Genomic DNA, 23,387 nt, shown 5'->3' on the forward strand with positions numbered 1-23,387 from the left:
TACTCAGCCGCCTCGGCGCGGCTATAGGGACGATCCCAATCTCCGACGAGGTTCTTCCATCTTGTGTGCGGAAATCCTCCATGTCGATATCGCTATTCTCGCACAGCTCCATCTGAGACAGCCGTGCCGAAATGGTGCGACAGCGTCAGCGACTGGCTCTCATACCCGCAATCAGAATATCGATGAGTTGCCTTGCCGCATCCCGCCAGGCGGGGCCACTGCTGATGCTCGCGCCGCCCGCCAGGGCGCGCAGGATATTGAGCGGGTCCATCGCCAGACGGATTTCACCGGTGGCGACTGCGCGATCCACCAGCAGATTGACGGCGCCTATGATCAAATCGGCAGAATCGGCATAGAGCTCGGAGGTGCCGCCGACCAAAGAATCCAGCACCTCCGACATGCCGTGTTTGGTCACGACATAATCGACGAACTGCACCAGCCACCGGCGAAGCGCTTCGACAGGCGGATGTGTCTCAGCAAGGCTTTTGGCGGCAGCGGCAAGCTGCGTCGTCTCGTTGCGGTAGATGGCGGAAACCAGTGCATCGCGCGTCGGAAAATGGCGATAGAGTGTGCCGATACCGACGCCAGCGATGCGGGCGATTTCCTCGAGGCTGGCGCTGGAACCCTTGTCGGCAAAGACGGTCTTTGCCGTTTTCATCAACAGAAGACGATTGCGTTCGGCATCCGCGCGCGGCTTTCGGATGGTGGGCTGGTCGCTTTTTTCGGCCATTTCCGAGAAGTCCCCTTGATAAGCGGAGGTGCCCTCCATATTTATCTGGAGGCATCCTCCTTTTATTTCATTTGAGGCCGGCGGGCAATGGTCCACCAGCCTGGAGTGGTGCGTCCATGATCAAGGAGATAATCATGAGTGGACTTTTTGGCGCAACATCAACCACCGATGAGGTGCTCGCAGGCGTCGATCTCAAGGGCAAGCGTGTTCTGGTGACGGGTGTTTCGGCCGGCCTCGGCGTGGAAACCGCGCGCGTGCTGGCAGCCCATGGTGCGCAGGTGACGGGTACGGCACGCGACCTTGCAAAGGCGAGGGCGGCAACGGAAGTTGTGCGCGCCCGTGCGGCCGATGGCGGCAGCCTCGATATCGTCGAGCTTGATCTTGCCTCTCTGGCAAGCGTGCGCGCCTGCGCCGATGCGCTCATTTCGGATGGCCGCCCCTTCGATGTCGTCATTGCCAATGCCGGCGTGATGGCCGCTCCCTTCGGCCGCACCGCCGATGGCTTCGAAACGCAGTTCGGCACCAACCATCTCGGTCATTTCGTGCTGGTCAACCGCATCGCACCGCTCGTCAAATCGGGCGGCCGAGTGGTGATCGTCGCATCCTCGGGCCATCGAATGGCACCTTTCAGCCTCGATGACCTCAATTTCGAGAGCAAGACCTATGAGCCCTGGGCGGCCTATGCCCAGTCGAAAACCGCAAATATCCTGTTCGCGGTGGAACTCGACCGGCGCCTCAAGGAGCGCGGCATCCGCGCAACGGCACTGCATCCCGGCGGCATCCAGACCGAGCTCGATCGTCATCTCGACCCTGACATGATTGGAGGCATGATAGCGCAGATCAACGCAGCTCTCGCCGCCGAGGGCAAGCCGCCCTTCCAGTGGAAGACGATTCCTCAGGGTGCGGCTACCTCCGTCTGGGCAGGTTTCGTCGCGCCGGCTGACGCGGTCGGCGGCAGATATTGCGAGAATTGCCACGTCTCCGGAGTGACGGATGCGGAGATCAGCCCGATTTCCGAAGGCGTGCGCACCTACGCGCTCGATCCCGAGACGGCCAGGGCATTGTGGGCCAAAAGCGAGGATATGGTCGGCGAGCGCTTCTAGAGCATGATGCCGAAAAGTGTAAGCGGTTTTCGGACGACATCATGCTCTAACTATATAATGTAGAACAGGATTCAGATTTTAGGCCGACCGGGCCTAAAATCATCCTGTTCTAGGCCGCAAACCGGCACGCTTCGACGCTGATAGAGAGCAGGGGAACTGGGAAACTGGTGCCCCTGCCGAGGATTGAACCTGGATCGGCTGCTAACCAGACAGGTTAGCTGCACATTTCTATCAGAATTAGGAAAGCCCCTCCCATGATGGAAGGGGCTTTGGATTACTCGGCCTTTCGCTGCATCAGGCTTGACCGCTACTCAGCCGCCTCCGCATAGCTTTCCACCGGCGGGCAGGTGCAGATCAGGTTGCGGTCGCCATAGACATTGTCGACGCGGTTGACCGGGGACCAGTATTTGTCGACGCGGAACGCGCCGGGCGGGAAGCAGGCTTGTTCGCGTGAGTAGGGGCGATCCCACTCGCCGACGAGGTCTTCCACCGTGTGCGGGGCGTTCTTCAGCGGGTTGTTCACCTTGTCCATGCGGCCATCCTCGATGGCGCGGGCTTCCTCGCGGATCGCCAGCATCGCCTCACAGAAACGGTCGAGTTCGGCCTTGGTCTCGCTTTCCGTCGGCTCGATCATCAGCGTGCCGGCGACCGGCCAGCTCATAGTCGGCGCATGGAAGCCGCAGTCGATCAGGCGCTTGGCGACGTCGTCGACGGTGACGCCTGCGCTGTCGACCAGCGGACGGGTGTCGATGATGCATTCATGCGCCACACGGCCGGCCTCCGACTTGTAGAGCACGTCGTAGGCGCCCTTCAGCCGGGCGGCGATATAGTTGGCGTTGAGGATCGCCACCTTGGTCGCCTGCGTCAGGCCTTCGCCGCCCATCATCAGGCAATAGCTCCAGGAGATCGGCAGGATCGAGGCCGAGCCGAAGGCGGCGGCCGAGACCGCACCCGAACGGCCGTCGGTTTCGGGATGGCCGGGCAGATAGGGAGCCAGATGCGCCTTGACGCCGATCGGGCCCATGCCGGGTCCGCCGCCGCCATGCGGAATGCAGAAGGTCTTGTGCAGGTTGAGATGCGAAACGTCGGAGCCGATGTCACCGGGGCGGGACAGGCCGACCATGGCATTCATGTTGGCGCCGTCGAGATAGACCTGGCCGCCATGCTCGTGCACCAGATCGCAGATTTCCTTGACCGTCTCCTCGAAGACGCCGTGCGTCGAAGGGTAGGTGATCATGCAGCAGGAGAGGTTCTCGGCATACTGCTCCGCCTTGGCGCGGAAATCGTCGAGATCGATATCGCCGTTTTCGCGCACCTTGACGACGACGACCTTCATGCCGACCATCTGAGCCGAGGCCGGGTTGGTGCCGTGCGCCGAGGTCGGGATCAGGCAGACGTCGCGATGGCCGTCGCCATTGGCGATATGATAGTTGCGGATCGTCAGCAGGCCGGCATATTCGCCCTGAGCACCGGAATTCGGCTGCATGGAGAAGGCGTCGTAGCCGGTGACGGCGCAGAGCTTTTCGATCAGGTCGTCGATCATCTCGCGGTAGCCGAGCGCCTGGTCGGCCGGCACGAAGGGATGGATGTCGGAAAATTCCGGCCAGGTGATCGGCAGCATTTCCGCCGTCGCGTTGAGTTTCATCGTGCAGGAGCCGAGCGGGATCATCGAGCGGTCGAGCGCCAAGTCGCGATCGGAAAGCCGGCGGATGTAACGCGTCATCTCGCTTTCGGCGCGGTTCATGTGGAAAATCGGATGGGTGAGGTAATCGCTGGTGCGGAGCAGGCCTTTCGGCAGGCGGTAGGAAGGTTCGAAATCGGCAATGGTGAAATTGCCGCCGAAGGCGCGCCAGACGGCTTCGAGCGTCGCCGGCCGGGTGCGTTCGTCGAGGCTCATGCCGATTTTGGTTTCGCCGACCTTGCGCAGATTGACGCCTTCAGCGACGGCGGCACGCAGGATGAGACCCTGCATATGGCCGACATCGACGGTGATCGTGTCGAAGAAGGTCTCGGGTTCGACCTTATAGCCGAGCTTTTCCAGGCCCTTGGCCATCAATACGGCCTTCTGATGCACCTGCTGGGCGATCGCCTTGATGCCCTTCGGGCCGTGGAAGACGGCATACATGGAGGCCATGACGGCCAGCAGCACCTGGGCGGTGCAGATGTTCGACGTCGCCTTTTCGCGGCGGATATGCTGTTCGCGGGTCTGCAGCGACAGGCGATAGGCGCGGTTGCCGCGGGCATCGACGGAAACGCCGACGAGGCGGCCGGGCATGGAGCGCTTGATGGCATCCTTGACCGACATATAGGCCGCATGCGGGCCGCCGTAGCCGACCGGGACGCCGAAGCGCTGCGAGGAGCCGACGGCGATGTCGGCGCCCATTTCACCCGGCGATTTCAGCAGCGTCAGCGCCAGGATATCGGCGGCGACGATCGCTATGGCGCCGGTCTGATGCAGGCGCGAGATCAGGCCGGTAAAATCATGCACATGACCGTGCGTGCCGGGATACTGGAAGATCGCGCCAAAGACGTCGACAGGATCGAGATCGGTGAAGGGATTGCCGACGATGACGCTCCAGCCGAGCGGCTCGGCGCGGGTGCGGATCAGGGCGATGGTCTGCGGATGGCAGTCGGCATCGACGAAGAAGGCCTTCGCCTTCGACTTGGCGACGCGCTCGGCGATCGCCATGCCTTCGGCGGCGGCGGTCGCCTCGTCGAGCAGCGAGGCGTTGGCGACGTCGAGGCCGGTGAGGTCGCAGATCATCGTCTGGTAGTTCAGGAGCGCTTCCAGGCGACCTTGGCTGATCTCCGGCTGGTAGGGCGTATAGGCGGTGTACCAGGCCGGGTTTTCCAGGATGTTGCGCTGGATGACCGGGGGCGTGATCGTGCCGTAGTAACCCTGGCCGATCAGCGAGACCAGCACCTTGTTCTTGTTGGCGGTCTCGCGCAGCTTGTCGAGCGCCTCGCGCTCGGTCATCGGCGCGCCCCAGACGAGCGGCGCCTTCTGGCGGATCGAGGGCGGCAGCGTCGCGTCGATCAGGCCGTCGAGGCTGTTATAACCGATCACCTTCAGCATATCGGTCATCTCGGCCGGCGAGGGGCCGATATGGCGGCGATTGGCGAAATCGTAGGGCTGATAGTCGGTGAACTGGAATTCTGTCGGCGTCGTCATTACGCAGTGAGCTCCTTGTAGGCCGCCTCGTCGAGCAGGCCATCGGCGTCCGCAGCATTTGCCAGCTTCAGCTTGAAGAACCAGCCGGCGCCCTGAGGATCGGAATTGACCAGCGACGGATCTGCAACGATGGCCGGATTGACCTCGGTGATCTCGCCATCGAGCGGACAATAGACATCGGAAGCAGCCTTGACGGATTCAACGGTCGCGGCATTGCCGTTTTTGGAGAAGGTCGCGCCGACTTCCGGCAATTCGACGAAAACCAGGTCGCCGAGCTGCTCGACGGCATAGGTGGTGATGCCGACCGTTGCAACGCCGCCTTCGATCTTCAGCCATTCGTGTTCTTCGGTAAATTTCAGCATTGTTCGTCCTCTCTGGAAAAGGTTTAGCGTTTGTAGGTCGGTGTGACGAAGGGCAGGGCGCTGACGGTGATCGGCAGATATTTGCCGCGCACATCCGCATAGACCAGCGTGCCTGCCGCAGCATGGGAGAGCGGCACGTAACCCATGGCGACCGGGCTTTCGACGCTGGGGCCGAAGCCGCCTGAGGTGACTTCGCCGATTTCGACCTTGCCCTCAGCATCGGCATAAAGCTTGGCATGGCCGCGCACCGGCGCCTTGCCTTCCGGCTTCAGGCCGACGCGCCGGCGCGCGGCGCCGTTTTCGAGTTCGGACAGGATGCGGCCGGAGCCCGGGAATCCGCCGGCGCGCGCACCGTTGCCGCGCCTTGCCTTCTGCATGGCCCATTCCAGCGCCGCCTCGACCGGCGAGGTGGTCGTGTCGATATCGTTGCCATAGAGGCAGAGACCGGCTTCGAGGCGCAGCGAATCGCGGGCGCCGAGGCCAATCGCCTGGACGTCGGGATGTTCGAGCAACCGCATGGTGACATCCACGGCCTTGTCTGATGGAATCGAGATCTCGAAGCCGTCCTCGCCGCTATAGCCGGAGCGCGAGACCAGACAGGAAACATCGTGCAGGCGGCAGTGGCGCACGTCCATGAATTTCATTGCCGCGACATCGGCCCAGAGTTCGGCAAGAACCTCGACCGCACGCGGTCCCTGAAGCGCGATCAAGGCTCGGTCGAGGACGGTGATATCGCACTGATCGCCGATATGGGCCTTGAGATGGGCGATATCGGCTTCCTTGCAGGCGGCATTGACGACGACGAAAAGGTGGTCGTCGAGATGGGTGATCATCAGGTCGTCGAGAATGCAGCCGGTATCGTCAGTGAAGAAGCCGTAGCGCTGCCGGCCTTCGGCAAGGCCTAGGATATCGACGGGCACCAGACTTTCGAGCGCGAGAGCGGCATCCTCATAGCTGCCCGACTTCGCCTTCACGATGACCTGACCCATGTGGGAGACATCGAAGAGGCCGGCCTCAGTGCGGGTATGAAGATGCTCCTTCATGACGCCTGCGGGATATTGCACCGGCATGTCGTAACCGGCGAACGGCACCATGCGGGCGCCGAGCGAAAGATGCAGGGCATGCAGCGGGGTTTTCTTCAGGGCAGCAGTATCGTCCAAAAGACGCCTCCGGGGTTTGCGCCTTCTCGCGAAGGCGCGGGCTCAAATCTGAAGGCGCGGTTGCGCACTTCTCTCCTGAGCCCCCTCTGTCCCTTTGCCTGAGATTGTTATCCCTTCGGCGAGCGTTTCAAGAACGCTTCTCTCCAGAGTTCCGTCTGCCCCTTGCTGGTCCTTTTGCCTGAGAGTTTCCGGGGCGGTTGCTCCTTCGGCACCGGCAAAAAACGCACCGGCTTCTCCCAACAAGGTTGGCGCAATTATCCGGCGGGTGCAGCACTTGGCAAGACCAAATGTCGTGACCGGGCAAATTTTTGTCGTCTTATTCCCAGCAAGCGTTGATCTCAGGCAAATCTGCTTTTGCATTCCGTGCTAAAACCGGCTATCGCGGCCTTCTGTTGAAGGGGATCTCATGCGGCAGACCGGACTGAAAGCGACGCTCTTCCTGCGCATGCTTTGCGCATTGAGCCTGCTTTTGCTCGGCCTTGCACATCAGGCGCCGCAGGCTGTCGCCGCCGAAGGCTACGATGCCGCGGCCTATGTGCTGCCCGACGGCACCTTCGCCTCGCTCTGCGTCACCGTGAAGGACGCCGACGGCAAGACCGTCGCCTTCAAACCGAATTGCGAAGCCTGCCGGCTGTCGGCCTCCGTCATCCTGCCGATGCCGGATGGGGACTCCTGGCTTGAGCGCGAACTCGCTTCGCTGATCAATTCGCCGATCGAAACATCAGCCGTTTCAGGCGCAAGCGCCGTCTGGCGGCCGAATTCGCGCGCGCCTCCCATCCTCGTCTGATCTTCCTCCACCGCCTATCATTCAGCATGCCGGTCCGCCCGAGAATATACCGCGGCCGGCGAGGAGATATCCGATGAAGACTATCAAGACTTTTGGCAAGGCATTCGGCAAAACGCTAGGACTTGCAGCCGTTCTTTCCGTGACCGCCTTTGCCGGCGCCGAGGCGCATGTGACCTTCCTCGACAGAGAGGCGACGCAGGAAAGCACCATTCTCGCTACGCTGCAGGTGCCACACGGCTGCGACGGCAAGGCGACAACGGAAGTGCGGGTCAAGCTGCCGGAAGGCTTCGTCTTCGCCAAACCGCAACCGAAGGCCGGCTGGGAACTCGAGGTAATCAAGGGCGACTATCAGAAGACCTACGACAATCACGGCGACAAGGTGAACAAGGGCGCGATCGAAGTGCGCTGGAAGAACGGCAATCTCTCCGACGATTTCTACGACACCTTCGTCATCCAGGGTAAAGTATCAGGCGTCGAGGCCGGCACATCGCTCGCTTTTCCGGTGACGCAGATGTGCGGCGATGCGGTCGCGGCCTGGGATCAGGTGGCCAAGCAAGGCGGCGACACGCATGGTCTGAAAAGCCCGGCGCCGCTGTTGAAGGTCGTTGCCGGCGAAGATCATGGTCACGATCATGACGATATGGCCGGCATGGACATGTCTGGCATGGCAGGCATGGGTGGGGCCGCGCCGGCCGGCGAAACGGTCAAGGCCGGCGAAATCGAAATCTCCGGCGGCTTCGCCAAGGCAATGCTGCCCGGCCAGCCGGTCGGCGGCGGCTTTTTCACGGTGAAGAATAACGGCCAGACGGACGATCGCCTGTTGTCCGTCAGTTCACCCGCAGCTGGCGAGGTTCAGATCCACGAGATGGTGACGAAGGATAACGTCATGCGGATGCGCCAGCTGAAGGACGGTATCGCCATCGGTGCCGGCGAGATGGTCAAGCTCGAGCCCGGCAACCTGCACCTGATGTTCCAGAAGGTGAAGACGCCGTTCAAGCAGGGCGATACGGTGCCGGTGACGCTGACCTTCGAAAGAGCCGGCAAGGTCGATCTGGTCCTGCAGGTGCTCTCCGCCCAGGGCAAGTGAGAGCAGAAGACAAAAGCCCACGACAAGATTCGTCGCGGACTCTGACTGGCCAACTCCTCTTTCGTCATGTTTGGGCTTGTCTCACTGCTGTCCGGTTGGCGCCAATGGCTGCCCCTCACCCTAACCCTCTCCCCGTAAAGGACGGGGAGAGGGGACGTGCCTGCGAGAGGTTGGTGGGGAACGGAGACGTTGCGGCATATCCCCTTCGCCCCGTTTACGGGGAGAAGGTGGCGGCAGCCGGATGAGGGGCTGATTTCGGCGATCTCCCTGGCCGGGGGGTGTCTCAAGCGCCGAAGAACGGCGCAGAATCAATGCCATCAACAAACTAAGTTTGCGATGTTAATCGCGCGCCTTTTCTTCAAGAGGCGATGGCCTCAGAAGTCTTCGTAGGATCGCAGCGCCTGTTTCAGGCCGGCCTGCGGCTGGCGATTGCCTTTGGCCATCAGGTCGAGGGCCACTTCGGTCGACTGGATGATGCTGGAGGGCTCGTCTATTTCATCAGTGCCTTCGGCCTTCAACTGCCGGTCGGCAACGCGGCGCGCATCGCGGGCGGCGGTGCTCGTTGCGACACGCTGCGGAATTCGGAGCGAGTCGAAGGCAATGGCGGCGGTGCTTGCCGATATGGACAGGAGCTGGGTCATGCCGTCACGGTATCGATACGATCTTGGCGCCCTCATAAGAAAATAACGAGCATTTTACCGAATGGTAAGAATTCATTCCTTCTCGATTGGCCTTCTCGATTGGAATCGCTGCGGAGTTGCGATAAATCCGGCTGATGATCCAGGCTCTTCTCGTCGCCGTCGGCGGCGCTATCGGTTCTCTTCTCAGATATTATGTCGGCCAATGGGCGCTGAGACTCATGGGTCCGGCATTTCCCTGGGGCACGCTCGCCGTCAATGTCGTCGGCTGCTTCGTCATCGGCGTCTTCGCCGAGTTGATCGCACGGAAGTTCAACGCCTCGGTGGAACTGCGCCTCCTGCTAATCACCGGCTTCCTCGGCGGCTTCACAACCTTCTCGGCCTTCTCGCTGGATGCGATCTCGCTGTTCGAGCGCGGCGAGGCCGTCGCCGGCGGTATTTACATCGCTTCGAGCGTCGGGCTTTCGATGGCGGCCGTCATCGCCGGGCTCGCTGTCATGCGCGCTTTGGCCTGATTTCTTTTCCGGTTTCCGTTTTGCTTGAAAATGCTCTAAAGGCTGCGGCAAGAACGCCGGCTCGGCCTGCGCTGCAATTTCCGAAAGATTTTTTATGGCTGGCATAGAACATATTAAGGTTGAACCCGACGAAGCCGGCATGCGGCTCGATCGCTGGTTCAAGGTGCACTTTCCCGGGCTCGGCTTCGGTCCGCTGCAGAAGCTCTTGCGCTCCGGCCAGGTGCGTGTCGACGGTGGACGTGTCAAATCCGATGCTCGTGTGCAGCCCGGCCAGACGGTGCGTGTGCCCCCGATGGATGTCGATGCGAAGCTGAAATCCGGACCGATCGCCGGCAAGGATCTCAAACATTCGACGGATTTCGAACTCTTGTCGCGCATGGTGCTGCACGAAGACGAAAAGGTGATCGTGCTCAACAAGCCCCCTGGTCTTGCGGTACAGGGCGGCTCGGGAGTGGCCAGGCATATCGACCAGATGCTCGAAGCCTGGACCAGCCCGAAGGGCGAGAAGCCGCGGCTCGTCCATCGCCTCGACCGCGACACCTCGGGTGTTCTCGTCATCGCCCGCACCCGCGGCGCGGCGCAGAAGCTGACGGCGGCCTTCCGCGAGCGCGACACCAAGAAGACCTACTGGGCGCTGGTCAAGGGCGTGCCGCGCAAGCACGAGGACAAGATCTCGACCTGGCTGGTGAAGGAGCCGACCGCCGACGGCGACCGCATGCGCATCGCCAAGCACGGTGAGGACGGCGCCGACCATGCGATTTCCTTCTACCGCGTGCTGGAGACGGCGGCACAGAACCTCGCATGGCTGGAGATGGAGCCCTATACCGGCCGTACCCATCAGTTGCGCGTCCATGCCCTGCATATCGGCCATCCGATCATCGGCGATCCGAAATATTTCGACGACGATCCGAATTGGGATTTTCCGGGCGGCGTCCAGAAGAAGCTGCATCTGCACGCACGTCGCATCGACATCCCGCACCCCTCCGGCGGGCGCCTGCGCGTCACCGCGCCGCTGCCGTCGCATATGGTGCAGACGTGGAATCTTCTCGGCCTCGATCTCGCCGGTGCCGAAAGGGACGCCGAATGAAACTGGCGCTCTTCGATTGCGATGGCACGCTGGTCGACAGTGCTGCGCTGATCCACGAAACCATGCGCCGGACCTTCGATAAGTTCGGCAAGCCGGAACCGCGATTTGAAGACACCAAGGCTATTATCGGCCTGTCTCTCGATATTGCGATTGCCCGCATGCAGGGCAGGCAGCATGTGGAGCAGGAAGACGTCGACATGACGGCGCATTACAAATCGCTGTTCTCGATCGTGCGTCAGGATCTCGATTACAAGGAGCCGCTGTTTCCCGGCATCCGCGAAATGATCGATGCACTGACTGGGCGAGAAGGCCCGCTGATCGGCGCGGTGACGGGGAAATCCAGGCGCGGGCTCAAGTTGGTGATGGAGACGCATGGCTTCGACAAGCATTTCATCGTCGCACGCACCGCCGACGATTGCCCCTCCAAACCGCATCCGGCCATGGTGACGGAATGCTGCGATGAAACCGGCATGAATGCTGCCGACACCATTGTCATCGGCGATGCGGTTTACGATATGCAGATGGCAAAAGCTGCCGGGGCCAAGGCGATCGGCGTTGCCTGGGGCTATGCCAGCGTGGATGAGCTGATCGCCAACGGCGCTGATGCGATCGCCTACCATCCGAACGAGATATTGCGTCATTTTTCCTGAGGTGAGCCCATGCGCGATCTGCTGAACGACCTTTCCGAGGGCCTGAGCCATCCCGATCCCATCCGCCGCGCGCAGATCCAGATGCAGAAGCCGCTGCCGAAGCGCTTCTATACCGAAGTCTCCGTTGCCGAGCACGAGGGTGGTTTTGCGATCAGCCTCGACGGCAAGATGGTGCGCACGCCGGCACGGCAGGTTCTCGCCGTACCGACCGAGGCGCTCGCGCGGCTTGTCGCTGCCGAGTGGCAGGCGCAGGGCGAGGAGATCAATCCCATGAGCATGCCGGTGACACGGCTCGTCAACACCGCACTCGACGGCGTTACCGCCAACGCGCAGGCGATCTTCGAAGATATCCTGCGCTTTTCCTCCAGCGATCTCATCTGCTACCGCGCCGAGGAGCCGGAACGGCTGGTCGAGCGCCAGGCCGAGCGCTGGGATCCTGTGATCGACTGGGCGGCGAATGATCTCGGCGCCCGCTTCATCCTCGTCGAAGGCGTCATGCACCATGAGCAGCCGCGCGAGGCGATTGCCGCCTTTGCCGTTACGCTCGCGAGACATGATAGCCCGATTGCGCTTGCCACCCTCCACACAGTCACCACGCTGACCGGCTCGGCAATCCTGGCGCTCGCCTTCGCCGAGGGCCGGGTGACGGTGGAGGAGGCTTGGTCGCTTGCCCATCTCGACGAGGACTGGACGATCGAGCGTTGGGGCCGAGACGAGGAAGCCGAGGAGCGGCGGGCCAAGCGCTTTGCCGAGTTCAAAGCCGCAGCGGATGTTTTTTTCGCCCTAAGCGCCTGAAACATATTGCCTTCCAATGCATTATGACGAAGTCTGCGACTCCAACGGGGTGGTGCGGGATTTTGCAATGAATTGGCTGAGGTCGTGTTTTTGCCGGGCGACACTCGTCTGTGTCGCGCTCACGGCTTGCGGCAGCCTCTCGGCCACCAAGCCGGCGGCGCCGGTTTATGATGTGCGCAGCGCCGTTGTTCTCTCCGGTCCGAACATGCCGGCCGAGCTGCTTTCCGGTATCAACGACCGCGTCAACGCGGCGATCAACGCCACCGTGCGCGACACCGTGCTGCCGCGGGTGGTGCTGACGATCCGCGTGGTTTCCGTCCAGAAGGGCCTCGGCTTCCAGAAAGACCGCAACGTCGCCAAGATCAGCATCGACGCGGCCTCGGTCGAGGACGGCTCGGTCATCGCCGTCAGCGCCTTCGACGTCACCAGTATCGCTGCCGATCCCAAGCTTGCCGACGAGATCCTGGCCGAAGACGCCGCCGCAAGGATACGCTCGGTTTTCTCACTCAGCGGGCGCGGCGCCAAATAATTGGAGCATGATGTTGTCCGAAAACCGCTCACACTTTTCGGCAACATGCTCTAGCGCATAATCTAACCGCCGGATTGCCGCCCACAGCGGCGAGGGAGATCGCATGAAGGAAATTCTCGAAGAACTGGAACGGCGCCGCGGCGTCGCCCGCCTCGGCGGCGGCGAGGCGCGCATCGCCGCCCAGCACAAGCGCGGCAAGCTGACGGCGCGCGAGCGCATCGATCTCTTCCTCGACGAAGGCTCGTTCGAGGAATTCGACATGTTCGTCGAACATCGCTCCACCGATTTCGGTATGGACAAGAGCCGTATTGCCGGCGACGGCGTCGTCACCGGTTGGGGCACGGTCAACGGCCGCACCGTGTTCGTCTTCGCCAAGGACTTCACCGTCTTCGGCGGCTCGCTATCGGAAGCGCATGCCGAGAAGATCATGAAGGTGCAGGATATGGCGCTGAAGAACCGCGCGCCGATCGTCGGCATCTATGATGCGGGCGGTGCTCGTATCCAGGAGGGCGTGGCGGCTCTCGGCGGTTATGCCGAGGTATTCCAGCGCAATGTGCTCGCCTCCGGCGTCATTCCGCAGATCTCGGTGATCATGGGTCCCTGCGCCGGCGGGGACGTCTATTCGCCTGCGATGACCGATTTCATCTTCATGGTGCGTGACACCTCCTACATGTTCGTCACCGGTCCCGACGTGGTGAAAACCGTCACCAACGAGACGGTGACGGCAGAAGAACTCGGCGGCGCCGTGGTGCATACGGTGCGCTCGTCGATTGCCGACGGCGCCTATGAGAATGATGTCGAAACGCTGCTGCAGGTGCGCCGGCTGATCGATTTCCTGCCGCTTTCGAACACGGCGCCGCTGCCGGAGATCGAATGTTACCAGTCGGTGACAGATGTCGATGCCTCGCTCGATACGCTGGTGCCGGCGAGTTCCAACAAACCTTACGACATCAAGGAACTGATCCGGAAAGTGGCGGACGAGGGGGATTTCTTCGAGATCCAGGCGAGCTTTGCCAAAAACATCGTCTGCGGCTTCGGCCGCGTCGAAGGCTCCACCGTCGGTTTCGTCGCCAACCAGCCGATGGTGCTGGCCGGCGTGCTCGACAGCGACGCCTCGCGCAAGGCGGCCCGCTTCGTCCGCTTCTGCGACTGCTTCAATATTCCGATCGTCACCTTCGTCGACGTGCCGGGTTTCCTGCCGGGTACGGCGCAGGAATATGGCGGCCTCATCAAGCACGGCGCCAAGCTGCTCTTCGCCTATGCCGAGGCGACGGTGCCGAAGCTCACCGTCATCACCCGCAAGGCCTTCGGCGGTGCCTATGACGTGATGGCGTCGAAACATCTACGCGGCGACCTCAACTATGCCTGGCCAACGGCGCAGATCGCCGTGATGGGCGCCAAGGGCGCTGTCGAGATCATCTTCCGCAAGGATATTGCCGATCCGGAGAAGATCGCCGCGCACACGAAAATGTACGAGGACCGGTTCCTCTCGCCCTTCGTCGCCGCCGAGCGCGGTTATGTCGACGAGGTGATCATGCCGCACTCGACCCGGCGGCGGCTGGCGCGCGGTTTGAAGATGCTGCGCAACAAGGATCTCGCCAATCCGTGGAAGAAACACGACAACATCCCGCTCTGACCATGGCGCGGGCGAATAAGATCGTCCATTCAGGCGTTTACCTGCTGTCGAAAAAGTGAACGGATGTCAGCAATCCGTGTGTTCAATCCTCGGCGAGGACAGGCTAACGCTCGGCTGTGTCTTTTAAAGAGGGGTTTTAATGTCAACTTTCGACCGTCTTTCCGCCTATCAGCCCTATGGGCTGGCTGCGCTCAGGATCATCACCGCATTGCTGTTCATCGAGCACGGCACGATGAAGCTTTTCGGCTTCCCTGCTTCGCAGATGTCGGGCTCGCTGCCGCCGCTGATGCTGTTCGCCGCCCTGCTTGAGCTTGTCGGCGGCATCCTCATTCTCGTCGGCCTGCTGACGCGTCCGGTCGCCTTCCTGCTGGCCGGAGAAATGGCGGTCGCCTATTTCATGGCGCATGCCCCGAGCAGCTTCTTCCCGGCCGTCAACCAGGGCGACGCCGCGATCCTGTTCTGCTTCGTTTTCCTCTACCTGGTCTTCTCCGGTCCCGGCGCTTTTGCCGTCGATAACCGCAAGACAGCCTGAACGATACGCTGAGGGGCGTCGGTGACGCCCCTCAGCTTCATGTCAGGCAGTAAGCTTGAGGCCGGCGATGCCGGCGACGATCAGCGTGATGCAGGCAAGGCGGGAGACACTTGCCTCATCGCCAAGCAGCCAGATTCCGAGGAATACGGTGCCGACCGTACCGATGCCGGTCCAGACCGCGTAGGCGGTGCCGATCGGCAGATGCTTCACCGCCAGGCCGAGCAGCACGATGCTGATCACCATCGATATGACGGTCAGCGCCGTCGGCATCGGCCGTGTGAAGCCTTCGGTATACTTAAGGCCGATCGCCCAGCCACATTCGAAAAGACCGGCGAGAAAAAGCAGAAACCAGGCCATGCGACTCTCCTTGTTCAAGAGCGAGGCCGTCCCCGCGACAGTTGCATCCCAGAGGATGCCGCAGTCGTCTGCGATAGTGCCTATATGCGTGAGGAAACGGCCGACTTCAAGTTAGGAATCGGCATGGCTGCCATGCCACCCGTTTCTTCCGAGCCTGTGCGAGCCACATCACGGCTGCCCGCCAGCCTCCGCGGCAAGGCTTTTGGCGCGGCGGCAGAGGCGATCGAAGGTTTCGAGGAAGCGTGAGCGGTCCTTCGGGCTGAAGGCGGCGTTGTAGCCCTTGCTCTCGCCGGTTTCGCGCAAGTGCGCGCCGAGATCGCGCATGGCGCTCGCCATGCCAATATTGGTCTCGTCGAAGACGCGCCCTGTGGGGCCGCTGACGAAGGCGCCGGTCGCGACACAGCGCACGGCAAGCGGCACATCGGCGGTGACGACGACATCGCCCGCGCCGGCACGTTCGGCGATCCAGTTGTCGGCGGCGTCGAAGGCGTTGGAGACGATGACGTTGTGGATCATCGGATCGCGCGAGGGGCGCAGGCCGGAATTGGCAACGAAGGTGACCTCGAGGCCGTGACGTTCCGCGACCTTCAGGACTTCCGGCTTCACCGGGCAGGCATCGGCGTCGACATAGATCATGGTAATATCCTCATGCCGGTTGCGTGGCCTGCTGGCGGACCATATCGATGTGGGGAATGCCGTCTTCCAGATATTCCTGTGACACCGCTGTGAAACCGAAAGATTCGTAGAACCGCCGCAAATGGGCCTGTGCCGACAAGGCAATAGGATTTTCCGGATAAAGCCGCTCGCAAGCGGCAATCGCTTCGCTCATCAGTACATCGCCCAGCCGCTTGCCGCGATGGTCAGGCCAGACGACAACGCGGCCGATCTTCGACGGATCCTGTGGCTCATACGGTTTCAGGATTCGCGCCGCGCCGAGGAGTTCGGCACCGTCCAGCAGCCGCAGATGCAAGGCATCGATATCCTTGCCGTCAAGTTCCGGGTAGGGGCAGTTCTGCTCGACGACGAAGACATCGACGCGCATTCTCAAGAGGTCGTAGAGTTCCCGCGCGGGAAGTTCATCGAGACTCCTGAGGTCTACCCTATAGGTGGCAGCAGCCCCCGTCGCCTTGACCTCCACCACCAGCACTTCGCCGGCCGCCGGCCCCTCCAGCTGCACGGTCGTCACTTCCAGCGGTTTTGCTGCCTGAGCGGTAACGGCGGCGCGAACGTCCATTTGATATCTCCCTGCTGATTTTGTCGGTAACCAGCTGCCTGTCAGGCTGAGCTTGGCATGGTCGGCAAGCCGGGCCGATGTGAAGCCGGCCGCCTGGCTTGTCTCTCAGGCGAATTCCATGATCACGGCATCGACGGCCAGGCTTTCGCCGGCCGCGGCATTGATCTTCGAGACGACGAGATCGCGGTCGGCGCGCAGCACGTTTTCCATCTTCATCGCTTCGACGATCGCAAGCGTCTCACCGGCCTTGACCTCCTGGCCCTCGGCAACCGCGATGGCGACGACGAGGCCGGGCATCGGGCAGAGCAGGAGCTTGGAAGTATCGGGCGGCAGTTTCACCGGCATTAGTCTGTCGAGTTCGGCATGACGCGGCGAGAAGACCTTGGTATTCACCGAAAGCCCCTGCCAGTCGATACGCAAGCCGTTCAGAACGGGGCGAATCTGCGCGGTGATGTCGCGACCGCCGACCTTGCCCCTCCAGACAGGATCACCCGGTCTCCAATCGGTGACAACGCTCTTGCTCTCGCCCTCTATCGCCCCCTCGATCGCGATATCCATATCGAACGGGATGGTGACGAGGCCGTCGAGCAATCTTGCAGCGACGTGGTTGTCGCCGATCTTGACCACCCAATCCTCGCGCAGCGCGCCCGCTGCGGCGCGCAGGCGATCGGCGAAACGTTCGCGGCGGTTGGTCTCGATCAGGCAGGCGGAGAGCGCGATGCCGGCAAGCACGGCTTCTTCCGCCTGGTCCGGTTTCATCGGCGCAAAGCCATCGGGATATTCCTCGGCGATGAAGCCTGTGGAAAGCCGGCCCTCGCGCCAGCGCGGATGTTTCATCAGCGCCGACAGAAAAGGAACATTGTGCTCGATACCATCGACGACGAAGCCGTCGAGCGCTTGTCCCATGGCCTCGATCGCTTCCAGCCGCGTCGGCGCCCACGTGCAGAGCTTGGCGATCATCGGGTCGTAATACATCGAGATCTCCGCACCTTCGAAGACGCCGGTATCGTTGCGGACGACGACATTGCCGGTCCGTCCTTCCGCCGGCGGCCGGTAGCGCGTCAGGCGGCCGATCGAGGGCAGGAAGTTGCGATAGGGATCCTCGGCATAGAGCCGGCTCTCGACCGCCCAGCCGTCAAGCCTCACATCCTCCTGGGCAAAGGGAAGGGGCTCTCCTGCTGCGACACGGATCATCTGCTCGACGAGGTCGATGCCGGTGACGAGTTCGGTCACGGGATGCTCGACCTGCAGGCGGGTGTTCATTTCGAGGAAATAGAATTTGCGGTCCCGGTCGACGATGAATTCGACGGTGCCGGCGCTCTGGTAATCGACGGCTCTCGCCAGCGCCACCGATTGTTCGCCCATCGCCTTGCGGGTCGCTTCATCGAGGAAGGGCGAGGGCGCCTCTTCCGCAACCTTCTGGTTCCGCCGCTGGATCGAGCATTCGCGCTCGCCGAGATAGACGACGTTGCCATGCGCATCGGCCAGGACCTGGATCTCGATATGACGCGGCTCGACGACGAACTTTTCGATGAAGACGCGGTCGTCACCAAAAGAGCTTTTCGCCTCCGAGCGGGCGCGCTCGAAGCCGTCGCGCACTTCCGCCTGGTTCCAGGCAATGCGCATGCCCTTGCCGCCGCCGCCGGCCGAGGCCTTGATCATGACGGGATAACCGATCCCGCCTGATATTACTTCCGCATGGGCGGCATCCTCGATGATGCCGAGGTGGCCGGGCACGGTGGATACACCGGCGGCATTGGCGAATTTCTTCGATTCGATCTTGTCGCCCATCGCCATGATGGCTTTCGGCTTCGGGCCGATGAAGATGATTCCCTGCTTTTCCAGTTCAGCGCAGAAGGAGGCGCGTTCGGACAGGAAGCCGTAGCCGGGATGCACCGCCTCGGCGCCGGTTGCCTTGCAGGCGGCAATGATCTTTTCGGCAACCAGATAGCTCTCCGACGCCGCGGCCGGGCCGATATGAACGGCCTCGTCGGCCATCTCGACATGCAGCGCGTCCCGATCCGCATCCGAATAGACCGCGACGGTCAAAATACCCATGCGGCGCGCAGTCTTGATCACGCGGCAGGCGATTTCGCCGCGATTCGCGATCAGGATTTTCTTGAACATCGAGACTCCACCCAGAAATGCATCCCGGAGTTTTACGCACAAAACACCGGAACGCACAATCAGGCTTGCGGAGCGTCAGGCGACGGCAGCTTCTGCGACGGGTTCCTCGTCGACGATACGCAGCCAGCGGCTGCGACGCGGCTCGGCATAGTCGCGCAACTCGACGGCAGCCATGATCCCCGCCCAGTGCGGATGATTGGCGCCGCGCAGCGTTGCCTGCTCGATCTGCTGGAGAACGCCGTACTCGACCGACGAGACCGGGATGACGCCGCCTTCGGCCACGCTTCTGAAGATGCGCATCGCATAGTCGATGTCCTGGCGGGTGATGCCCCGGCGATCGATGGCGCGCGACAGCTTGTAGCCACCGATATTGTCGGTGATCGCCAGGCGGAGCTGATCGAGGGCGAGCGCTCTCAACTCGACTGGGACATCGGCCGAAATCTCCATGACATGGAGAATGAGTTCGAGCTCGAGCGCCGAGTTGACGACACCATCGGTCGTGAACATGCGCATGATCCAGGCGACGTTGATTTCATCCAGCGAACCCTGCGGATAGGTGTAATGGACAATGAAACCGGCGAGCTGTTCCACGAAGAAAGCGTTCCAGTCGGCACATTTTTCAGGGCAGGAATTGTTGAGCGCCAACATCGCCACGACATCGTCGGATGTCCGGATACCCTCCGGAAAACTATGTTTGCGCAGCAGTACTATATCTTCGGCCGTCAGCCGATGCTTGCCGGCCACGACACAGGCCGGAAAAGCGAGACGAAATTCGCTCATGTTTTAACTCCAGGCTTCATCATGAAACCGGAGACAGTTTTACCGTCTGCGAATTGACGATCCCTCAAGAAGAGGAGTTAACCCGATATTCCCCGGGTCCGGAAGATTTTAACGATTGCGCCTGCAGCCGCTCACGCCAGATGATGAAGAGGCCTGACGCAACGATGATGAAGATGCCGATCCATTTGGAAAAGCTCGGGAAATCGTTGAAAAACGCATAGCCGAGAACGGTCGCCGAGATGATCTCGAAGTACTGGAACGGCGCAAGCAGCGACAGCGGCGCGAGGCGGAAGGCCCGGACGATGAGCATATGCGCATATCCCGAGATCGAGCCGAGGGCGAGAAGCAGAACAAGGCCGAGGCTGGAGGAGGGCAGGGAGACGGTAAAATCGGCACTGCCGGAGTTGTTGCCGAGGAAAAGGGCGACCGCCATGAACACCGTTCCGCCGATGCCGGCCATCGTCTGCATGGTCAGTGGCGAATCGGCCTCGCCGATGGCGCGGTTGAGGAAGAGATAGAGCGAGAACAAAGAGGCGCAGGCAACCGGCAGCAGCGCCTTCAGGCCGAAGATTTCGTAGCTCGGCTGAATGACGATCATCGCGCCGCCGAACCCGACGACGATCGCCGTCCAGCGCCGCCAGCCGACCTTCTCTCCGAGAAACAGCGCCGACAGGGCGGCCAGCATGAAGGGCTCGACGAAATAGATGGCGAAGACATCGGCGAGCGGCATGTATTTGACGGCGACGAAGAACAGCAGGCTCGCACCACCATGCAGCACACCGCGCAGCAGGTTCATCCACGGCCGTTGGGCCGACAGCGCCTTCAGCCCGAAAAGGGCGAAAAGAATCGGCAGGGTGCAGGCGATCTGGATGAAGAATCGATAGAAGGTCACCTGACCCGGCGACATCGCCTCGAAGGTCGCCATGTATTTGGCGATGGCATCCATGATCGGCAGGATGAGCATGGCGCCGGACATGATGGCCATGCCCTGCAGGGAATTTTGGTGGGGCTCTGACATGGCTGCTGATTCTTGCGAGGATGACGCCATCAACCATGAGAAGGCAGGGCAATCAAGCCGAGCTATCGCAAATGGCTTCGAGGTGAAAACGAATTCGTCGCTTAGAGAGCGTTTCCCTGAAGGGAAATGGTGCGGTCGAGAAGACTCGAACTTCCACGGGTTGCCCCACAGCGACCTCAACGCTGCGCGTCTACCAATTCCGCCACGACCGCATCGTGGTAGGTGCCGATTTGCGTCGGCGGGGCAGCATGTAGCAAAAGCATCTGGGGTGCACAAGGGCGATATGACAGTTTTTTTGAAAACCGCTCACAGCATTTGAATTGGCCCCGAAACGGGTCCATATAGCTGTGCTGCCGCCCCTATTTTACAGGCATTTCGGGGAGAGCGGCAAGGAATGGCCATGCTTCGCACCGATCTCGAATTCTCCATGCTTCCCCGACTCGGTACCCGACCGGTCCGCTGGCGCTTTGCGGACGGCCTCGTTCCCTATGAGGAGGCGGTGGAGACGATGGAGCGCGAGGTGGCGTTAATCGCCGATGGCGGTGATGAACTCGTTTGGCTCGTCGAACATCCGCCGCTCTATACTGCCGGCACCAGCGCCAATGCGAGGGACCTCGTCCAGCCGAACCGGTTTCCGGTCTTTGCGACCGGGCGTGGCGGTGAATACACCTATCATGGACCCGGCCAGCGCGTTGCCTATGTCATGCTCGATCTGAAAAGGCGGCGTCAGGACGTGCGCGCCTTCGTCGCCGCCCTCGAAGATGTCGTCATCCGCACGCTGGACATGATGAATGTGCGCGGCGAGCGACGTGAAGATCGCGTCGGCGTCTGGGTGCGCCGGCCGGAAAAGCCGTTGCTGGCCGATGGGACGATGGCCGAGGACAAGATCGCCGCCCTCGGCATAAGGCTGCGGAAATGGGTGACCTTCCACGGACTATCGCTCAACGTCGACCCCGATCTCGATCATTTCGACGGCATCGTGCCCTGCGGGATCTCGGCCTATGGCGTGACCAGCCTCGTCGATCTTGGCTTGCCTGTGATGATGGCTGATGTCGATATCCGGCTGCGCACCGCCTTCGAGGCGGTTTTTGGGGAAACGACGCGCGAAATGGATTGAATAGAGAGAAGGGCCGTTTCCGGCCCTTTCTTTTGTCGGATCCCAGCCTTTATCGGATCAATGCGTCGCGCGGCATGCTTCGGTGCGGGAGGCGCCACTGTCTGCACCCTTGGTGTGGGAGCCCTTCGGGCCAATCATGCTGTGGCATGGGGGCAGGGAGTTGATGCTGGCCGTTGCGGTCTTGTCGACCACCGGAGCCGCCATGGCGCTCGGGGCGAAGCCGTCGCTGTCGTTGGTGTAGTCGCTGGAATAGGCCGGAGCCTTGCGGCTGCTATAGTGGACCGGAGCCGGCTTCGACATCGGGCTCGGGGCGAAGCCGTCGCTGTCGTTGGTGTAATCGCTGGAATAGGTCGGCTGGGCGAAGGCGGCGCCTGCGAGGCTGACGGCGAACAGGGACGCGGCAAGGGCAAATTTGATGCGCATGGGTCTATCTCCTCAATCTGCTGTTGAATTCCACAACATAAACTAACCCTCGGCACATACGACTTCGCGCCTCAATTCAGGCAATTTTGTGATAATATGACGGCGCGGCCGCGACCATTTGTCCTAATAAAATCACAGTGTTGTCAACGGAATTGACGTTCTCGTGACAGAAGCCGCCTAACAGAAATTGGCAATTGGTCTCGTGAATGAGACAGTTGTTGCTACAATCGTAAATTGTTAATTTTTGGTAATGTTGAGAACGATCATCAACGGAAGGCGGCAGCCCTCCCGTTGATAATCTGCGCTGTGCGTAATGCGTTAATCCTCGTTCGGGATATGCGCGTCGACACCGGTCAGCTGCAACTTGTTGCGGACATGATGGACGCCGTCGACCGAAAGCGCGCCGAGTTCGACCTTACGGGCGATGCCGATCGTCTCCACCGATCCTTCCAGGGTAACGACGTGACCGTCCGCATGAACCTCGACGCTGTCGATATCGACCTCGGGAATGTTTTCGAGATTATCGTTCACCCGCGCTTCGAGATCGTCGCTTTCATCGCGGTCGATCGTATCGGCGCGCAGCGAATCTTTCAGGCGGTTCTCGTTGCCGTCTTCATCCGTGCCATCTATCCGGAAGCCCTTGTTGGGATCGCTGTCGAAATTGGCCGCGGTCTCGCCGTAAGGACGATTATCCGGGCCGCCGGTGCCGGCGCCGCTGCCATCGGCATAGGGCCAGCCTTCGTCGAGATTGCGCTCTTCGAGGTCGCGATAATCTTCCTCCCGGGAAAGCTCAGGCTTCTCCCGGGAAAACTGGGTCTTGTCACCGATCCTTGCCATTGCATTCGCTCCTTGCTTCTTTGCTGGAAACGCCGGCAACGGCGAATGGTTCGGCGTGGACGGCGATTTGTCAGCCGTGATTGTCAGCCCTGCATCTTCTCCCATTTCTTCACGAGACGGTCGCGCTTCAGCCGTGAGAGGCGCTGCAGCCAGAAAATGCCGTCGAGCTGGTCGACTTCGTGCTGGATGCAGATGGCGAGGAAATCTTCGGCACCGTCCTCGTGCACGGCGCCCTCGGCATCCTGATAGCGGAAGCGGATCGCCCGCGGGCGGGTGACCTCGTCTGTCGCGCCGGGCATCGAGACGCTGCCTTCGGTATGGTCCATCGTCTCCGTCGAAAACCAGGTGATATGAGGATTGACGTAAAGGCGCACGCCGTCGGCCTTGTCGAGTTCCAGCAGCGTGACACGGCTGAAGACGCCGATATGGGCGGCGGTGATGCCAACGCCGGGGGCTGCGCGCATCGTCGCCAGCAGGTCCTCGGCAAGCGCTGTGAGCGAGGAATCGAAGACCGTCACCGGCGCGCAGACAGTCTTCAGGCCCGGATGCGGATAACGCAGAATCGGACGGATGGGCATGGGGCGGGCTTCCTCTGCTTGGACGGGTGAGGAAACTATCGCCGGCCGCGTGCATTGTCATCACGAAGGACGGTTTGCCGCTTTACGACACGGATGCTTTGGGCTAGCAGGGGCCAAGAATTCCGGTTGCGGG

General features: G+C 61.4%; 25 protein-coding genes, 1 tRNA gene and 1 riboswitch. Of the genes, 11 read left to right on the forward strand and 15 right to left on the reverse strand.

Translation table 11 applies throughout. The features are described 5' to 3' along the window. Positions 1-145: 145 nt before the first annotated feature. The gene (locus OLZ32_RS02355; RefSeq protein ID WP_264395446.1) at positions 146-769 is read right to left on the reverse strand and encodes a TetR/AcrR family transcriptional regulator; all 624 of its coding nucleotides are present in this window, start codon (positions 767-769) and stop codon (positions 146-148) included. A gap of 95 nt (positions 770-864) precedes the next feature. Here OLZ32_RS02355 and OLZ32_RS02360 point away from each other — a divergent pair, with 95 nt between their 5' ends. After that, on the forward strand, positions 865-1,833 hold the full coding sequence (locus OLZ32_RS02360; protein ID WP_264395447.1) for an SDR family NAD(P)-dependent oxidoreductase: 969 nt from the start codon (positions 865-867) through the stop codon (positions 1,831-1,833). A 307-nt stretch (positions 1,834-2,140) separates the two neighbouring features. Here OLZ32_RS02360 and gcvP read toward each other — a convergent pair whose 3' ends face one another. From gcvP to gcvT, 3 genes are read right to left on the reverse strand one after another with little or no spacing between them, the layout of a single operon-like run. After that, complete coding sequence (gcvP, locus tag OLZ32_RS02365) at positions 2,141-5,005, reverse strand: aminomethyl-transferring glycine dehydrogenase (protein ID WP_264395448.1); 2,865 nt, start codon at positions 5,003-5,005, stop codon at positions 2,141-2,143. Further along, complete coding sequence (gcvH, locus tag OLZ32_RS02370; RefSeq protein WP_003539971.1) at positions 5,005-5,367, reverse strand: glycine cleavage system protein GcvH; 363 nt, start codon at positions 5,365-5,367, stop codon at positions 5,005-5,007. The genes gcvP and gcvH overlap by 1 nt, the downstream gene beginning before the upstream one ends. A 23-nt stretch (positions 5,368-5,390) precedes the next feature. Continuing rightward, positions 5,391-6,527 (reverse strand): glycine cleavage system aminomethyltransferase GcvT, encoded by a 1,137-nt coding sequence (gene gcvT, locus OLZ32_RS02375; protein WP_264395450.1) that lies wholly within the window; start codon positions 6,525-6,527, stop codon positions 5,391-5,393. 156 nt (positions 6,528-6,683) lie between these two features. Next, a riboswitch (glycine riboswitch) is annotated at positions 6,684-6,776 on the reverse strand. 157 nt (positions 6,777-6,933) lie between these two features. On the opposite strand from gcvT, the gene OLZ32_RS02380 reads away from it, so the two are divergent. Then, positions 6,934-7,314: a hypothetical protein gene (locus tag OLZ32_RS02380; protein WP_017988442.1), complete on the forward strand. Its 381-nt coding sequence runs from the start codon at positions 6,934-6,936 to the stop codon at positions 7,312-7,314. Between the two features lie 73 nt (positions 7,315-7,387). Continuing rightward, positions 7,388-8,401 carry a DUF1775 domain-containing protein gene (locus tag OLZ32_RS02385; RefSeq protein WP_264395451.1) on the forward strand — a complete coding sequence of 338 codons (1,014 nt, stop codon included), beginning with the start codon at positions 7,388-7,390 and terminating at the stop codon, positions 8,399-8,401. Between the two features lie 374 nt (positions 8,402-8,775). Here the strand turns inward: OLZ32_RS02385 and OLZ32_RS02390 are convergent, their stop codons facing one another. After that, on the reverse strand, positions 8,776-9,042 hold the full coding sequence (locus tag OLZ32_RS02390; RefSeq protein WP_003539963.1) for a hypothetical protein: 267 nt from the start codon (positions 9,040-9,042) through the stop codon (positions 8,776-8,778). A gap of 134 nt (positions 9,043-9,176) precedes the next feature. On the opposite strand from OLZ32_RS02390, the gene crcB reads away from it, so the two are divergent. The 7 genes from crcB (at position 9,177) to OLZ32_RS02425 (ending at position 14,783) form a co-directional block, all read left to right on the forward strand. After that, entirely contained in the window at positions 9,177-9,554 is a 378-nt protein-coding gene (crcB, locus tag OLZ32_RS02395; RefSeq protein WP_264395452.1) for a fluoride efflux transporter CrcB, read from the forward strand. Positions 9,555-9,648: 94 nt separating this feature from the next. Continuing rightward, a complete protein-coding gene (locus tag OLZ32_RS02400; protein ID WP_164051978.1) occupies positions 9,649-10,641 on the forward strand; it encodes an RluA family pseudouridine synthase in 993 nt (330 codons plus the stop codon). After that, entirely contained in the window at positions 10,638-11,291 is a 654-nt protein-coding gene (locus OLZ32_RS02405) for an HAD-IA family hydrolase (protein ID WP_264395453.1), read from the forward strand. Before OLZ32_RS02400 ends, OLZ32_RS02405 begins: the two co-directional genes overlap by 4 nt. 9 nt (positions 11,292-11,300) lie before the next feature. Then, positions 11,301-12,086, forward strand: coding sequence for an ATP12 family chaperone protein (locus OLZ32_RS02410; RefSeq protein WP_264395454.1), 786 nt, complete (start codon positions 11,301-11,303; stop codon positions 12,084-12,086). Positions 12,087-12,153: 67 nt separating this feature from the next. Then, positions 12,154-12,615 carry a calponin homology domain-containing protein gene (locus OLZ32_RS02415; RefSeq protein WP_164051981.1) on the forward strand — a complete coding sequence of 154 codons (462 nt, stop codon included), beginning with the start codon at positions 12,154-12,156 and terminating at the stop codon, positions 12,613-12,615. Between the two features lie 103 nt (positions 12,616-12,718). Next, entirely contained in the window at positions 12,719-14,251 is a 1,533-nt protein-coding gene (locus OLZ32_RS02420; protein WP_264395455.1) for an acyl-CoA carboxylase subunit beta, read from the forward strand. Between the two features lie 139 nt (positions 14,252-14,390). After that, positions 14,391-14,783 carry a DoxX family protein gene (locus tag OLZ32_RS02425; protein ID WP_003539944.1) on the forward strand — a complete coding sequence of 131 codons (393 nt, stop codon included), beginning with the start codon at positions 14,391-14,393 and terminating at the stop codon, positions 14,781-14,783. 42 nt (positions 14,784-14,825) lie between these two features. Here OLZ32_RS02425 and sugE read toward each other — a convergent pair whose 3' ends face one another. From sugE to OLZ32_RS02465, 7 genes are all read right to left on the reverse strand, one after another. Next, on the reverse strand, positions 14,826-15,140 hold the full coding sequence (sugE, locus tag OLZ32_RS02430; protein WP_027667501.1) for a quaternary ammonium compound efflux SMR transporter SugE: 315 nt from the start codon (positions 15,138-15,140) through the stop codon (positions 14,826-14,828). 168 nt (positions 15,141-15,308) lie between these two features. Next, the gene (locus OLZ32_RS02435) at positions 15,309-15,776 is read right to left on the reverse strand and encodes a YaiI/YqxD family protein (protein WP_003539940.1); all 468 of its coding nucleotides are present in this window, start codon (positions 15,774-15,776) and stop codon (positions 15,309-15,311) included. 10 nt (positions 15,777-15,786) lie between these two features. After that, positions 15,787-16,374, reverse strand: a complete 588-nt coding sequence (locus OLZ32_RS02440; protein WP_319641100.1) for a GNAT family N-acetyltransferase — start codon at positions 16,372-16,374, stop codon at positions 15,787-15,789. A 105-nt stretch (positions 16,375-16,479) separates the two neighbouring features. Continuing rightward, the gene (locus OLZ32_RS02450; protein ID WP_264395456.1) at positions 16,480-18,501 is read right to left on the reverse strand and encodes an acetyl-CoA carboxylase biotin carboxylase subunit; all 2,022 of its coding nucleotides are present in this window, start codon (positions 18,499-18,501) and stop codon (positions 16,480-16,482) included. Between the two features lie 75 nt (positions 18,502-18,576). Beyond that, the gene (locus OLZ32_RS02455; RefSeq protein WP_011652111.1) at positions 18,577-19,281 is read right to left on the reverse strand and encodes a hypothetical protein; all 705 of its coding nucleotides are present in this window, start codon (positions 19,279-19,281) and stop codon (positions 18,577-18,579) included. Positions 19,282-19,345: 64 nt separating this feature from the next. Further along, positions 19,346-20,329, reverse strand: coding sequence for a DMT family transporter (locus OLZ32_RS02460; protein WP_264395457.1), 984 nt, complete (start codon positions 20,327-20,329; stop codon positions 19,346-19,348). A gap of 97 nt (positions 20,330-20,426) precedes the next feature. Beyond that, positions 20,427-20,511, reverse strand: a tRNA-Leu gene (locus OLZ32_RS02465). 182 nt (positions 20,512-20,693) lie between these two features. Here OLZ32_RS02465 and lipB point away from each other — a divergent pair. Then, positions 20,694-21,416, forward strand: a complete 723-nt coding sequence (gene lipB, locus OLZ32_RS02470; protein WP_264395458.1) for a lipoyl(octanoyl) transferase LipB — start codon at positions 20,694-20,696, stop codon at positions 21,414-21,416. Between the two features lie 57 nt (positions 21,417-21,473). Here the strand turns inward: lipB and OLZ32_RS02475 are convergent, their stop codons facing one another. The 3 genes from OLZ32_RS02475 to OLZ32_RS02485 form a co-directional block, all read right to left on the reverse strand. Continuing rightward, entirely contained in the window at positions 21,474-21,839 is a 366-nt protein-coding gene (locus OLZ32_RS02475; RefSeq protein ID WP_017988431.1) for a hypothetical protein, read from the reverse strand. 318 nt (positions 21,840-22,157) lie between these two features. Continuing rightward, the gene (locus tag OLZ32_RS02480) at positions 22,158-22,676 is read right to left on the reverse strand and encodes a BON domain-containing protein (protein ID WP_017960581.1); all 519 of its coding nucleotides are present in this window, start codon (positions 22,674-22,676) and stop codon (positions 22,158-22,160) included. Positions 22,677-22,759: 83 nt separating this feature from the next. Beyond that, the gene (locus OLZ32_RS02485; RefSeq protein ID WP_264395459.1) at positions 22,760-23,254 is read right to left on the reverse strand and encodes a peptide deformylase; all 495 of its coding nucleotides are present in this window, start codon (positions 23,252-23,254) and stop codon (positions 22,760-22,762) included. Positions 23,255-23,387: the final 133 nt, after the last annotated feature.

Origin of the sequence: Rhizobium acaciae (assembly GCF_025941625.1) — a bacterium.
Classification (GTDB): Bacteria; Pseudomonadota; Alphaproteobacteria; order Rhizobiales; family Rhizobiaceae; genus Rhizobium; species Rhizobium acaciae.

Coding starts and splice junctions, on each gene's coding strand:
- OLZ32_RS02455 (WP_011652111.1), bottom strand. CDS start 19,281: ATGAGCGAATTTCGTCTCGCTTTTCCGGCCTGTGTCGTGGCCGGCAAG.
- OLZ32_RS02410 (WP_264395454.1), top strand. CDS start 11,301: ATGCGCGATCTGCTGAACGACCTTTCCGAGGGCCTGAGCCATCCCGAT.
- OLZ32_RS02385 (WP_264395451.1), top strand. CDS start 7,388: ATGAAGACTATCAAGACTTTTGGCAAGGCATTCGGCAAAACGCTAGGA.
- OLZ32_RS02485 (WP_264395459.1), bottom strand. CDS start 23,254: ATGCCCATCCGTCCGATTCTGCGTTATCCGCATCCGGGCCTGAAGACT.
- OLZ32_RS02360 (WP_264395447.1), top strand. CDS start 865: ATGAGTGGACTTTTTGGCGCAACATCAACCACCGATGAGGTGCTCGCA.
- sugE (WP_027667501.1), bottom strand. CDS start 15,140: ATGGCCTGGTTTCTGCTTTTTCTCGCCGGTCTTTTCGAATGTGGCTGG.
- OLZ32_RS02450 (WP_264395456.1), bottom strand. CDS start 18,501: ATGTTCAAGAAAATCCTGATCGCGAATCGCGGCGAAATCGCCTGCCGC.
- OLZ32_RS02440 (WP_319641100.1), bottom strand. CDS start 16,374: ATGGACGTTCGCGCCGCCGTTACCGCTCAGGCAGCAAAACCGCTGGAA.
- gcvP (WP_264395448.1), bottom strand. CDS start 5,005: ATGACGACGCCGACAGAATTCCAGTTCACCGACTATCAGCCCTACGAT.
- gcvH (WP_003539971.1), bottom strand. CDS start 5,367: ATGCTGAAATTTACCGAAGAACACGAATGGCTGAAGATCGAAGGCGGC.
- OLZ32_RS02425 (WP_003539944.1), top strand. CDS start 14,391: ATGTCAACTTTCGACCGTCTTTCCGCCTATCAGCCCTATGGGCTGGCT.
- OLZ32_RS02380 (WP_017988442.1), top strand. CDS start 6,934: ATGCGGCAGACCGGACTGAAAGCGACGCTCTTCCTGCGCATGCTTTGC.
- OLZ32_RS02415 (WP_164051981.1), top strand. CDS start 12,154: ATGAATTGGCTGAGGTCGTGTTTTTGCCGGGCGACACTCGTCTGTGTC.
- lipB (WP_264395458.1), top strand. CDS start 20,694: ATGGCCATGCTTCGCACCGATCTCGAATTCTCCATGCTTCCCCGACTC.
- OLZ32_RS02420 (WP_264395455.1), top strand. CDS start 12,719: ATGAAGGAAATTCTCGAAGAACTGGAACGGCGCCGCGGCGTCGCCCGC.
- crcB (WP_264395452.1), top strand. CDS start 9,177: ATGATCCAGGCTCTTCTCGTCGCCGTCGGCGGCGCTATCGGTTCTCTT.
- OLZ32_RS02405 (WP_264395453.1), top strand. CDS start 10,638: ATGAAACTGGCGCTCTTCGATTGCGATGGCACGCTGGTCGACAGTGCT.
- OLZ32_RS02475 (WP_017988431.1), bottom strand. CDS start 21,839: ATGCGCATCAAATTTGCCCTTGCCGCGTCCCTGTTCGCCGTCAGCCTC.
- OLZ32_RS02400 (WP_164051978.1), top strand. CDS start 9,649: ATGGCTGGCATAGAACATATTAAGGTTGAACCCGACGAAGCCGGCATG.
- OLZ32_RS02480 (WP_017960581.1), bottom strand. CDS start 22,676: ATGGCAAGGATCGGTGACAAGACCCAGTTTTCCCGGGAGAAGCCTGAG.
- OLZ32_RS02435 (WP_003539940.1), bottom strand. CDS start 15,776: ATGATCTATGTCGACGCCGATGCCTGCCCGGTGAAGCCGGAAGTCCTG.
- OLZ32_RS02355 (WP_264395446.1), bottom strand. CDS start 769: ATGGAGGGCACCTCCGCTTATCAAGGGGACTTCTCGGAAATGGCCGAA.
- OLZ32_RS02460 (WP_264395457.1), bottom strand. CDS start 20,329: ATGGCGTCATCCTCGCAAGAATCAGCAGCCATGTCAGAGCCCCACCAA.
- OLZ32_RS02390 (WP_003539963.1), bottom strand. CDS start 9,042: ATGACCCAGCTCCTGTCCATATCGGCAAGCACCGCCGCCATTGCCTTC.